10 protein-coding genes, 2 tRNA genes and 1 pseudogene are annotated in these 12730 nt (G+C 57.9%); all 13 read right to left on the bottom strand.

Translation table 11 applies throughout. The annotated features are described in order from the left end of the window. Positions 1-4 precede the first annotated feature (4 nt). The 13 genes and pseudogenes from fbp to clpB all read right to left on the bottom strand — a co-directional run bounded on the left by fbp (position 5) and on the right by clpB (position 12723). Positions 5-1105 (bottom strand): fructose-1,6-bisphosphate aldolase/phosphatase, encoded by a 1101-nt coding sequence (gene fbp / locus N3G78_05115; protein MCX8117297.1) that lies wholly within the window; start codon positions 1103-1105, stop codon positions 5-7. Positions 1106-1134: 29 nt separating this feature from the next. Further along, positions 1135-1890, bottom strand: a complete 756-nt coding sequence (gene surE / locus N3G78_05110; GenBank protein ID MCX8117296.1) for a 5'/3'-nucleotidase SurE — start codon at positions 1888-1890, stop codon at positions 1135-1137. 258 nt (positions 1891-2148) lie between these two features. Next, positions 2149-2225: transfer RNA gene (locus N3G78_05105), tRNA-Pro, on the bottom strand. Between the two features lie 66 nt (positions 2226-2291). Further along, the gene (locus N3G78_05100; GenBank protein MCX8117295.1) at positions 2292-2687 is read right to left on the bottom strand and encodes a MerR family transcriptional regulator; all 396 of its coding nucleotides are present in this window, start codon (positions 2685-2687) and stop codon (positions 2292-2294) included. 162 nt (positions 2688-2849) lie between these two features. Next, positions 2850-3119 (bottom strand): annotated as a pseudogene (locus N3G78_05095) (integration host factor subunit alpha). 27 nt (positions 3120-3146) lie between these two features. After that, complete coding sequence (pheT, locus tag N3G78_05090) at positions 3147-5555, bottom strand: phenylalanine--tRNA ligase subunit beta (protein MCX8117294.1); 2409 nt, start codon at positions 5553-5555, stop codon at positions 3147-3149. Positions 5556-5612: 57 nt separating this feature from the next. Beyond that, entirely contained in the window at positions 5613-6629 is a 1017-nt protein-coding gene (gene pheS, locus N3G78_05085) for a phenylalanine--tRNA ligase subunit alpha (GenBank protein MCX8117293.1), read from the bottom strand. A gap of 58 nt (positions 6630-6687) precedes the next feature. After that, positions 6688-7062 (bottom strand): 50S ribosomal protein L20, encoded by a 375-nt coding sequence (gene rplT, locus N3G78_05080; protein ID MCX8117292.1) that lies wholly within the window; start codon positions 7060-7062, stop codon positions 6688-6690. 81 nt (positions 7063-7143) lie between these two features. Continuing rightward, the gene (gene rpmI / locus N3G78_05075; protein ID MCX8117291.1) at positions 7144-7341 is read right to left on the bottom strand and encodes a 50S ribosomal protein L35; all 198 of its coding nucleotides are present in this window, start codon (positions 7339-7341) and stop codon (positions 7144-7146) included. Positions 7342-7371: 30 nt separating this feature from the next. After that, positions 7372-7899 (bottom strand): translation initiation factor IF-3, encoded by a 528-nt coding sequence (infC, locus tag N3G78_05070; protein MCX8117290.1) that lies wholly within the window; start codon positions 7897-7899, stop codon positions 7372-7374. Between the two features lie 54 nt (positions 7900-7953). Continuing rightward, positions 7954-9840, bottom strand: a complete 1887-nt coding sequence (gene thrS, locus N3G78_05065) for a threonine--tRNA ligase (GenBank protein ID MCX8117289.1) — start codon at positions 9838-9840, stop codon at positions 7954-7956. A gap of 124 nt (positions 9841-9964) precedes the next feature. Continuing rightward, positions 9965-10039, bottom strand: a tRNA-Val gene (locus N3G78_05060). 86 nt (positions 10040-10125) lie between these two features. After that, entirely contained in the window at positions 10126-12723 is a 2598-nt protein-coding gene (clpB, locus tag N3G78_05055) for an ATP-dependent chaperone ClpB (protein MCX8117288.1), read from the bottom strand. Positions 12724-12730: the final 7 nt, after the last annotated feature.

Raw genomic sequence — 12730 nt, 5'->3', positions numbered from 1 at the left:
GAGGCTATCTCCTCACGGTGAATTTCTGGTCGAGGACCTTCATCTTCTCGACGATCCCCCCATATTCGAGTTCGTTGTAGGGGAGCATGGCCGCGCCCGAAAATCCCTGCTGACGCATTTCGGTGGCCTTCCGGGAGACGTTCCCCCTCACCCAGTCCCAGTAGGGATGGTCGAAGGCATCGGCAGGCTCGGTCAACTTCCCCTCATGGACACAGAACGCCATGCAGCAGACCACTGGCGGTCCGTCAAAGTAGGAGATGGTCGAGTTCATCCTGACAGGCATCAGGGGTCCGGTGTGGCTCCCTCTCATGAACCCGGCGACATAATGGCCGATATTGAAGGGAGCCAAGACCTCGCCCGTGGCCGGGAAGGCGCCCTGGACCCTGACGAGCATCACCGGATCGTCCTTCCCCGTATATTTGCCCGCGATATTGTGAAGCCGGGTCGTGCTCACCGAGGCCGCGATCTCTCCGGTGTTCCTCGAATAGATGGCTTCGATGACGAAGCGCTGGTTGTCCCGCAGCAGGGCAGCGATGTCGTAAAGCTCCTCCGGTGCATGGAGCTCGATCACCCGATCGCCCTCGGTATAATTGACGTCCATGATGACGAACTTAAACCCCTTGTTCATCGAGGGGCTGAGGATGAGGCCGGCATTGTACATCGGGTCGGCAAAGGCGAGATAGAGGGGGAGGTTGTAAGCCCCCGGGTCGGTCTTGTCCGCCGCGAAGAGGAGAAAGGGTTCGTTGGGCCGCTCCTCGAACTCCATCTCGGCCACCGCAGGACCCATCCCCTTCACGTTTCCCGAAAAGGAATCCTTGAGCAGGTCCTGTCCGGCCCCGTAGAGCCCCTGCTCCTTGGCCACCTTCGTCCCCGCGACGAAGGCATCCCAGGCCAGGCCGTGGACCTTATCGCTTCCCTTGCCGTGGGTGTGGGAGAAGAGGATCGCAATATCGTCTCCGGTGTGACTGACGAAGGAGTCAAGAACCACTCCCCTCCCCTTCTCGTTTATGAAATCTTTGACCGCCTGGATCAGCCTCTCGCTCGGCCGGATGTGGCCTCCGATGCTTCCGACGTCGGCTTTGATGACGCTCAATGTCGTCCTCATCTCTTCCCCCTTTCCCCCTTTTTGAGGGATCAAATCTTCCATTGTTTCATAAGACGGATGGAGCCATAATGGGTCAGGTCGAGATGGAGCGGAGTGATCGAGATGGAGGATCGGGAGACCGCCTCGAAATCGGTATCCTTCTTCTGATCGAAGATGAACTGTCCACTTCCGATCCAGTAATACTTTCTCCCTCTCGGATCGGTCTTTTCGATGACGCCGCTCCCGTTATGGACCCATCTCCCCTGACGGGTGATCCGGTAGGATTGAATCTCCTCCTCTTTGAGGTTGGGGACGTTGACGTTGAGGAGGACATCCTTGGGGAGGCCGTGCTTGAGGATGAACCGGGCGAGCCTCACGGCAAATCGTGCCGCCCCCTCGAACTTGAAATGGCTCCGGGCGACCAACGAAATCGCAAAGGAGGGGATTCCCAGAAGGGTGCCTTCGAAAGCGGCCGAGACGGTCCCGGAGTAGGTCACATCGTCCCCCAAATTTCCACCCTTGTTGATCCCGGCCACCACGAGCTGGGGCCTGCGGGGCAGCAGGACATTGACCCCTAAATGGACGCAATCGGCCGGCGTCCCGTCGACGGCATAGTAGTTTCTCTTGATCTTCTCGACCCGAAGGGGGCGATGGAGGGTGAGTGAATGGGCGATGGCGCTCTCCTCCCGGTCCGGAGCCACGACGAAGACCTCTCCCACTTCCCGGAGGGCCTTGGCCAGAATGAGGATGCCTTTCGAATGGATGCCATCGTCGTTCGTGACCAAGAGAATCGGCCTCTGCTTCATGGATGAGGGCGAAGGAAATGGAATCGAAAAAATTTTAGCATATCCCCATCATGACATCAACAAAGACTTCCGGATTGAGGGCGAGGAGGATGCCGCCCTTTTTCAATCCCAACCCCCCCCCAACAATCCTCTTCGTTTTACTCGACTCCGAATGGGATGGGAGGTTTCCCAACCCTGAAGATCGACGGATGAAGGGAGGAAGGTGACCGGGAATTGGGGACCAAAGGGAGGAGATCCTATGAGCAGGGGTAAAAAAGATGGTCGGGGCGAGAGGATTTGAACCTCCGACTCCTGACACCCCATGCCAGTGCGCTACCAGGCTGCGCTACGCCCCGAACAAGAATTGGGAATCGTGAGAAAAGTATATTCAATTTTTTCGAAAAAGTCCAGACGAATTTCTTCTATTCCAGCAACCTCCGGATCTCCTTCAGCTCTTCTCTGATGATCGAAAGCAGTTCCTGGGTCCTCTCCCTCGGCCTTCTCTCCACCAACCTCAATGGGACCCTGGGGGGCTCGGCTCGCTCGAGCTCCTTGATCTTCCTTTTGGCTCCAGAGATGGTGTAGCCTTCCTCGTAGAGGAGCTTCTTGATCTTGAGGATGAGGTCGACGTCCTTCTTTCGATAGAGTCGCTGGAGGGAGCCTCCTTTGTGAGGTTTGATCACCTTGAATTCGGACTCCCAGTATCGGAGGACATGGGGTTTGACCCCTGTCATTCGGCTGACTTCTCCGATCCGGTAAAAGAGCCTCTCCTGCGAGGCAGGAGATTCTACCTCTTCTTTCCCTACCCATCTAACCACGGCTGGCTCACCTCCCTTCGCTGAAGGCCTTCTCCTGTCCCATCGAACAGGTGTGAAGGACTACGGTCAGGGGTTGACCATGGAAGTCTCCCTTCAGCTGGATGATCCCAAGCCGCCTCCCTCCGGGGAAGCCTGGGGTTCTTGAGGCTGGAGGTCCCTCCGGTTCAGGCTGGCTTTCAGCACCTGGCTGGGCTTAAAGGTCAAAATCCGCCTCGGGGTGATCTCGATGTCATCGCCGGTCTGGGGATTGCGGCCCCGCCTGGAGCGCTTGTTTCGGACGACGAAGTTTCCGAACCCCGAGATCTTCAACTTGTCATGGTGCTGAAGATGCTCTTTGATGATGTCGAAGATGGTCTCCACGATCCTGGCCACCTCTTTCTTCGAAAAGCCGACCTTCTCGTAAATGGCCTCCACGATGTCGATCTTCGTCATCGCCTCATCCTCCTTTCCCCAAAAGCTTCAACTCCTCAATTCGGCTCGAAAGATCTCCCTTAGCCTCTGGATCACCTGTTCGTGAACTCGGTTGACCTCCTCATCCGTCAGGGTCCGATCGCTGGCTTGGTATCGAAGTCGATAGGTGAGGCTCTTTTTGCCCTGTGGAATCGGGGCCCCCCGGTAGAGATCGAAAAGTCTGATCTCGTCGATAAAGGGCGGCTGCAGGGAGCGGATGGCCTGTTCGACTCTCTCCACCTCGAGATCCTCCTCCACGACGAGGGAGAGATCTCTGAAGACCGATGGAAATCTGGGGAGGGGTTGAACCTTCTTCTTCTCGGTCACCCCTTTGACCAGGGCTTCAAAGTCGATTTCGAAGAGGTAGGCCCTCGCAGGAATCTCGTAATACCTCAACGTGTCGGGATGGATTTCGCCGACCACCCCGATCGCCTCACCCCTGAGGAGGATCTGGGAGGCCTTGCCCGGATGGAGGTAAGGGATCTCCTCCGTTTTTTGGAAGGTGACCCCTTGAATCTGAAGAAACTCGCAGAGATCTTCGATGCAGCCCTTGAGGTCGTAAAAATCGATCTCCCGGGCGGTCGAGGCCCAGTGGGGATCTCGATCCATCCCCATGGCCAACCCTGCGAGAAACTGCACCTCTCTGGGAAGCTTCTCGCCCTCCTGGGGCAGATAGATCTTCTTCAGCTCGAAGAGCTTCAGGTTCCGGTTCTGGTGGGAGAGGTTGTAGCGGGCCGTTTCGATCAGACCTGGGATGAGGGAAGTCCTGAGCACCGACATCTCGGTCGTCAGGGGGTTCAGGATCGCGACCATCCGGCGTCTGGGGTCCTCGGAAGGGAGATGGAGACCATCGAGCGCCGAAGGCGAGGTGAAGCTATAGGTGATCACTTCATGATATCCATGCTGGACGAGAAGGTCTTTGGCCCTCTCTTCAAGAACCCGCTGCCGGCTCATCTCCTCAGAGGAGGGAGGGCCGGTCGGAAGGGTGACAGGGATCTTATCATACCCGTCGAGACGGGCCAGTTCTTCGATCAGATCGACCTCCCTCTCAAGGTCGCTTCGGAAGGTCGGAGGTGTGACGACCCACCGTCCTTCCCCGTTTTCTTGAACGTCCATCTCCAAGTTTCTCAGATAAGCGACGATCTTCCGGGGTGAGATCTCAATCCCGAGGAGCCGACCGACGCGGGAATGGGACAAGGAAATCGAGGGAGGGCGAATCGGTCTGGGATAGACATCCAAGGCCCCCTCGACCACCCTGCCCCCGGAAAGCTGCCGGATCAAAGAGGCGGCCCGATCGGCTGCCCTGAGGCATCCTCCATAGTCCACACCCCTTCCGAACCGATAGGAGGCCTCGGTCTCCAACCCTAATCTCTTGGAAGTCCTCCGGTTGTTCGCCGGGTGAAAATAGGCGCTTTCGAGCAGGACGGTCCTGGTCTGGGGGCGGATTTCCGAATTAAGCCCCCCCATGACCCCTGCGAGGGCCACCGGCTTGACCCCATCGCAGATCATCAACATCTCTTCGTCCAGGCTCCGCTTAACTCCGTCGAGGGTGACAAAGGTCTCGCCCTGGCGGGCCCTCCGGACCACGATCCTTCCCTCCTCGAGAAGGTCGAAGTCAAAGGCATGAAGAGGTTGGCCCATCTCCATCATCACATAGTTGGTGACATCGACCACATTGTTGATCGATCGGATCCCGACCTTCTCCAGGCGGCTCTGCATCCAACGAGGGGAAGGCCCGACCGTGACACCTTCGATCAGCCGGGCGACATAACGAGGGCAGAGGTCCGGATCGAGAAGGGTCACAGAGGTCTTCTGGTGAATTTCATCCCCCTCGTCCGGAAGCGCCAGAGAGGGATACCGGAGGCGTTCTCCGGTGAGGGCGGCGATCTCTCGGGCGATCCCGATGACGCAAAGACAATCCGGGCGGTTTGGCGTGATGCTGAGGTCGAGGACCGTGTCGGACAACCCGAGGGCCTCGTCCAATCGGACCCCCGGGGTGAGATGCGGCTCGAGGATCATGATACCGGTGGCGTCCTCTCCGAGCCCCAGTTCGATCTCCGAGCAGAGCATCCCTTCGGAGACCTCTCCCCGGATCTTCGATCTTCTGATCTCGATGCCGTTTGGAAGTCTCGCTCCCACCAGGGCGAGAGGCACCTTCTGACCTTCCCGGATATTGGTGGCGCCACAGACGATGGAGAACCTCTCGCCCGAAGTCCTCACCCGGACCAGGGAGAGACGATCCGCATTGGGATGTTTCCGGATCGCCTCGATCTCGGCGACGACCACCTTCTCCAATCCTTGGCCCACGGGGGTTGCCGATTCCACCTCCAGGCCGGCCATGGTCAGCAGATGGACCAGATCTTTCAGGTCGAGCCGAATGTCCACGTAGTCTCTGAGCCAGTTGAGCGAGACCTTCATCTTCCCTGAACCCTAAATCGGAGAAACCCCTTTGCTCTGCTCCTAATGGTCGAACGTTCAGAATTGTCTGAGGAACCTCAGGTCATTTGTGAAGAAGAGGCGGATATCGCTGATGCCGTATTTGAGCATGGCGATTCGTTCGATGCCCATCCCGAAGGCAAACCCCGTGATCTCCTCTGGGTCGTAATTCACAAATCGGAAGACCGCCGGATCGACCATGCCCGATCCGAGGATTTCGAGCCAGCCCGTGTGGGAACAGACCGCGCATCCCTTTCCATCGCAAAGAAAGCATTCGATGTCGATCTCCGCGCTCGGTTCGGTAAAGGGAAAGAAGCTGGGTCGAAATCTCAATCGAGTCCCTTTTCCGAACATCTGGTGGACGAAGACCGTGAGCACCCCTTTTAGGTCGGAGAAGGTCACCCCTTTGTCCACCAACAGCCCCTCCACCTGATGGAACATCGGAGAATGGGTCGGATCGGAGTCGCATCGGTAGACGGCCCCGGGGCAGATGACCCGAACCGGCGGCCTCTTGAGCTCCATCGTCCTCACCTGAACCGGGGAGGTGTGGGTCCGGAGGACGACATCCTCAGAGATGAAGAAGGTCGCCTGCATCTCCCTGGCCGGATGGCCTTTGGGGATATTGAGGGCCTCGAAATTATAGTAGTCGAGCTCCACCTCCGGTCCCTCGACCACCTCGAACCCCAAACGGAGAAAGATGTGGACGATCTCTTCGAGGGTCTGGGTCAGGGGGTGCTTCTTTCCGAGGCCGAGCCGTCGGCCCGGAAGGGTGACGTCGATTTTCTCCCGCTTGAGGGAGGCCGCACGCTCTTCCTGGAGGATCCTCTCGAGCCGTTGGGCGATCTTCGCCTCGAGGTCTTCCTTGACCTCGTTGGCCCTCCGCCCGATCTCCTTCCGCTCGGGGGCTGGAAGCTCTCCTAACCGCTTGAGCAGCTGGGTCAACCTTCCCTTCCTCCCCAAGAGGTTCACACGGATCTCCGACACCTCACGGGCCGTCTGAGCCGAACCGAGGAGGGCCTGGGATTCTTCGGCGATCTTTTCCAGCTCTTCTCTCAAGGACGTCTACCTCAGAGGGATGCTCCGGTGCACTACGACAAGGCCCAGAAAGGGGCTCTCAGGCTTGAAGAGGCTTCATCTCCCGGACGGCTTTGGCCTTTTCGACGATCTTCAAGAAGGCGCCGGGGTCAGCCACCGCCAGATCGGCCAGGATCTTCCGATCCAGTTCGACGTGGGCCTTTTTCAAGGCATCCATCAGGCCGCTGTAGGTGAGGCCGTGAAGCCTTGCCGCGGCGTTGATCCTCGCAATCCATAGCCGCCGAAAATCCCTCTTCCTTCTCCTTCGGTCCTTGTAGGCGTAGGCGAGGGCCCGGTGGACGGCATCGACCGCTGTCCGATAGAGGCGGCTTCGGCCTCCCACATACCCCTTGGCCATCTTCAAGATCTTCTTCCTTCTCGCTCTGGTCTTCGGTCCACCCTTTGCTCTCGGCATGAGACGAACTCCTTCTCAGTCAATTTTCCAATGGAAAGGCCGCCAGCCCTTCCGCCCCTTCCCCCTCTTTGGAAGGGAGGGTCAAAGATAGGGCATCAATCGTTTGATCCCCTTTAGATCGGCCTTTTCGATCAGTTTGGGTCTTCTCAGGGACCGCTTCCGATTGGCCGACTTCTTCGTCAAAATGTGTCTGGCAAACGCCCTCTTCGTCTTCACCTTGCCGGTTCCGGTCACCCGGAATCGTTTGGCCGAACCCCGGTTCGTCTTCAACTTTGGCACGGAATCCTCCTTTCCTCCTCGCGAAGCCTTCTATCCGGTCTTCTGTCCTGGCGTCTGGGGGGCCAGGACCATGACGTAATTTCTTCCCTCGAATTTGGCCGGCTGCTCCACCCTGCCCCACTCTTTGGTTCGCTCGATGATCCGTTCCATCAACTGTTTGCCCAGCTCGGCGTGGGTGATCTCCCTCCCCCTGAAGATCATGGTCACTTTGGTCTTGTTTCCTTCCTTTAAAAACCGCTCGATGTGACGGAGTTTGAATTCGAGGTCATGCTCCTCTGTTTTGGGTCTCAATTTCACTTCCTTGAGGTGGACCGTCGCCTGTTTCTTTTTGGCCTCCTGGGCCTTTTTGCTCTGCTGGTATTTGAACTTTCCGAAATCCATGATGCGACAGACCGGTGGATCGGATTTGGGAGAGACCTCCACCAGGTCTAAATCGGCGTTGGCAGCCACCCGCAGGGCCTCGACCAAAGGCAGAATCCCCAACTGCTTGCCATCCGGATCGATGACCCTCACCTCCTTGGCCCGAATCTCCCGATTCACCCTCACATCTTTGATGATAACTCCCACCTCCCTTAAGCCAGGTTTGATTTCAGGACCGCCTCCGGCCGGCCCTCACAGCCTCGGATAGTCCGCTTCGACCAGTTGGATGAAGGCCTGGGGGGTCATCGAACCGATCGTCTCCCCGCTTCGCTTCCGAGGCGAGACGGTCCCATCCCGCTCCTCTTTATCCCCGATGACCAGCATGTAAGGGATCTTCTGGATCTGGGCCTCCCGGACTTTGAACCCTAATTTTTCGTTCCGGAAGTCCCGCTCCACCCGGACTCCTCCCTGAAGGAGTTGTTGATAGACCCGTTCCCCATAAGGGATGTGGCGTTCGGTGACCGTGAGGAGGATGGCCTGCACCGGGGAAAGCCAGACCGGGAAGGCGCCCGCGAAATGTTCGATGAGGACGCCGATGAACCTCTCCATGGCGCCGAGGATGACCCGGTGGAGCATCACAGGCCGATGTTTCTCACCATCGCTTCCGATATAGGTGAGGTCGAATCGCTCTGGCATGGCGAAGTCGACCTGGATCGTGGCACACTGCCATCTCCGGTCGAGGGCATCTCTCAACTTCACATCGATCTTGGGACCATAGAAGGCCCCCTCGCCCTCGTTGACGTCGAAGGGGAGCCCCTTGGCTTGGAGCGTCTGAAGGAGGGCCTGGGTCGCCCTCTCCCAATCCTCGTCGGAACCGATCGACTTTTCCGGCCGGGTGCTCAGCTCCATTTCGTATTGGAATCCGAAGACCCTCATCACGTCATCGACGAACTGGAGGATCCCATCGATCTCCCCCTGCAATTGGTCGGGCCGGCAGAGGATATGGGCATCGTCCTGGGTAAACCCCCTGACCCGTAGAAGCCCGTGCAGCTCGCCGGACTTTTCGTGGCGGTGAACGGTGCCCAGCTCGAAGTAGCGAAGGGGGAGGTCCCGGTAGCTCCGGATCTGGGATTTGTAGATGAGCATGTGGGCCAGACAGTTCATCGGCTTGATGCCGTATTCCGAATCCTCCACCTTGGTGAAATACATCTTCTCCCGGTAATTTTCGTAATGGCCGGATCTTTTCCAGAGGTCCAATTTGAGGAGCTGGGGGCCGATGACGATCTGATAGCCCCGCTTCAGGTGCTCCTTCTTCTCAAAGTCCTCCAGGATCGTCCGAAGCAAAGCTCCCTTGGGATGATAGAGCACCAGGCCTGGCCCGGCCTCATCGGTGATGCTGAAGAGGTCAAGTTCCCTTCCGAGCTTCCGGTGATCACGCTTCTTGGCCTCCTCAAGCATCTGGAGATAATCCTCCAGCCCCTTAGGGTCCGGAAAGGCCGTTCCGTAGATGCGTTGAAGGACCTGATTGCGCGCATCTCCTCTCCAGTAGGTCCCGGAGACGCTCAACAACTTGAAGGCCCGGATCTTCCCCGTGGAAGGAAGATGGGGGCCTTCGCATAGGTCGACGAAGGAACCCTGACGGTAGAGGGAGACCTGATCGGGAAGCTCATGGAGATGTTCCACTTTGTAAGGCTCTCCCCTCCCCTGAAAGAGGGCGATCGCTTCGTCCCGAGGAAGGTCGGTCCGGACGAACGGCTGATCCTGTCGGACGATCTCTTCCATCCTCTTTTCGATCGATTTTAGATCCTCCGGGGTGAAGGGTCTCTCGTAGTCAAAATCATAATAGAAACCGTTCTCCGTCGCGGGGCCGAAGGTGAGCTTGGCCGAGGGGAAGAGCTCTTTGACGGCCTGGGCCATGACATGGGCGGCGGAATGGCGTAAGATGTCGAGCCCCTTTTTGGAGTGGATTGAGACGAAGGTGATCAGGGCATCCTTCTCCATCTCTTTCGAGAGGTCGACCAGCGCACCGTCCACCTGGGCGGCCACGGCCTCCCGATCCGCAAACTCGATCAGCTTCGAACCCTTCGGGACGATCCTCTTCTCTCCGTTGGGGAAGGTGAGGGTGATCCTTTCCTCCATTCTCTCCGGTCGATGAAAATAAGGAAGAGGCATCATCCTTAACGAATATCGAATGATGCCTCTTCCGCTGGGGTGTTAAAAATTTCTTCTTAAAGGCTTTTGCTCCACTTCCTTCAAAATTGAGTGGTAGGCACGTGGGGATTTGAACCCCAGACTTCTACCGCGTCAAGGTAGCGCTCTCCCCCTGAGCTACGTGCCTACGAACCATCTCCTTTCGTACCCAAGGGTTTCATGTTTTTTGTATGTATAGCCCTTTTTTCGATTATTGTCAAGAAAATTATTGAGTTAGCCCCCCTGATCCCTGAAGACCAGCTCCCCCCTCCTCGAATCGAAATCGACCACGGCCGTGTCCCCTTCCTTGAACCTTCCCTCGAGGAGTTTGAGCGCCAATCTGTCCTGGATCTCCTTCTGAATCACCCGTTTCAGGGGACGGGCCCCGTAGGAGGGATCGAATCCCTCTTTGGCCAGATATTCCTTTGCCTTTTCTGTCACCTCAAGCCCGATCTTCTTCTCGGCCAACCGCTTTTCGAGCCTCTTGATCTGGATCTCCACGATGGCCTTGATCTCCTCCATCCCCAGGCTCCGGAAGATGACCAATTCGTCGATCCGGTTGAGAAACTCCGGTTTAAAATGGGACCGGACCGCCTCCATCACCCGGCGTTTCATCTCCTCGTAATCCTTCTCTCCCAAGTCCACGATCCATTGACTGCCGATGTTGGAGGTCATGATCACCACCGTGTTCTTGAAATCGACCGTCCTCCCATGGCCGTCGGTCAACCGCCCATCGTCGAGGATCTGCAGGAGGATGTTGAAAACCTCGGGATGGGCCTTCTCGATCTCGTCCAACAGGACGATGGAATAGGGCCTTCTTCTGACGGCCTCTGTCAGATACCCCCCCTCCTCGTAGCCGACATATCCGGGCGGAGCCCCGATCAGTCGCGCTACCGAATGCTTCTCCATGAACTCGGACATGTCGATCCGCACCATGGCCTGTTCATCGTCGAAGAGAAATTCGGCCAGCGCCCGGGCCAATTCGGTCTTTCCGACCCCCGTGGGTCCCATGAAGATGAACGAGCCGATCGGACGGTTTGGGTCCTGGAGCCCCGCCCTCGCTCTCCGGACGGCATTGGAGACGGCCACGATCGCATCCTCCTGGCCCACCACCCTCTGTCTCAGGCGTTCCTCCATCCGGAGGAGCTTCTGGACCTCTCCCTCGAGCATCTTCGAAACCGGGATGCCGGTCCATTTGGAGACCACCTCGGCCACATCCTCCTCATCCACCTCCTCCTTGAGCATCTTTCCGCTCTTTTGGAGTTCCGCAAGCCTCTGCTCTTCGGCCTTCAACTCTTTCTCCAGATGGATCATCTCGCCATATTGCAACTCGGCCAGTCTCGAATAGTCGGCTTCCCGCTCGGCCTCCTTCATCAACTGCCGGACCCTCTCCATCTGCTCCTTGATCTGATGGATGCGCGTTATGGCCTGTTTCTCCAGCTCCCACCTCTGTTTCTTCCTCTGGACCTCCTCCTTCAGATGGGTCAGTTCTTCCTCCAGCTTTTTCAATCTCTCCAGCGAGGCCTCATCCTTCTCCTTTTTGAGCGCCTGCCTCTCGATCTCCAGTTGCATCACCCTCCGTTGAATCTCGTCGATCTCCATGGGCACGCTGTCGATCTCGATCCGGAGCCTGGAGGCCGCCTCGTCGATAAGATCGACCGCCTTGTCCGGCAAAAAACGGTCGGAGATGTAACGGTGAGAGAGCGTGGCCGCGGCGATGAGGGCGGAATCCTTAATCTTCACCCCATGGTGAACCTCGTATCGTTCCTTCAACCCTCTCAGGATGGCGATCGTGTCCTCCACCGAGGGCTGGGCCACGTAGATCGGTTGGAACCTTCGCTCGAGGGCCGCATCCTTCTCCACATATTTCCGGTATTCGTTGAGGGTCGTGGCGCCCACGCACCTCAGCTCCCCCCTGGCCAGGGCGGGTTTGAGCATGTTGGAGGCGTCCATGGCTCCCTCGGCCGCTCCGGCGCCCACCAAGGTATGCAACTCATCGATAAAGAGGATGATGTTTCCCGCCGAGGCCGTCACCTCTTTCAACACCGCCTTGAGTCGCTCCTCGAACTCTCCCCTGAATTTCGCCCCCGCGATCAGGGCCCCCAGGTCGAGGGCCACCAATTTCTTGTTCTTCAGCGTCTCCGGGACATCGCCCTTGACGATCCTCTGGGCCAGTCCCTCGACGATGGCCGTCTTCCCAACGCCCGGCTCTCCGATCAGGACGGGGTTGTTCTTCGTCCTCCGGGAGAGGACCTGGATCACCCGGCGGATCTCATCGTCCCGGCCGATGACGGGATCGAGTTTTCCCTTCCTCGCCTCCTCGGTCAGATCCCGACTGTAACGTTTCAGGGCCTGATACTTCTCCTCCGGGGTTTGGTCGGTGACGCGGTGCGACCCACGGATCTCCTGCAGCACCCGGAGAATGGCATCTTTGCTCACCCCGTGCCTCTGGAGGATCTGGGAGGAGACGCCCCCCCGTTCGTCGGCAATCGCGATGAGGAGATGCTCGGTCGACAGGTACTCGTCCGTCAATCGTTCTGCCTCGGCCCACGCCGCATTCAGGATCTCATGGAGGCGGCTCGAGAGATAGACCTGCACCCGGCTTCCGGTCACCTTCGGGAGCCGTCCGAGCTCCCTCTCCAGGTCGGAGAGGATCATATTCGGGTTCGCCCCCAACTTCTGGACGATGGGGATGACGATCCCTTCCTTTTGCATCAGGAGGGCGGAGAGGAGGTGTTCGACATCGATCTGTTGATGGTTCCTCTGCTCCGCAAGCTTTTTGGCGTTCTGAAGCGCCTCTTGGGTTTTTAACGTCCATTTATCGGGATCCATTCGTCTT

It is taken from the genome of Thermodesulfobacteriota bacterium, from assembly GCA_026415035.1.
Lineage (GTDB): Bacteria > Desulfobacterota > BSN033 > BSN033 > UBA1163 > RBG-16-49-23.
This window is presented reverse-complemented; position numbering and strand designations above follow the sequence as displayed.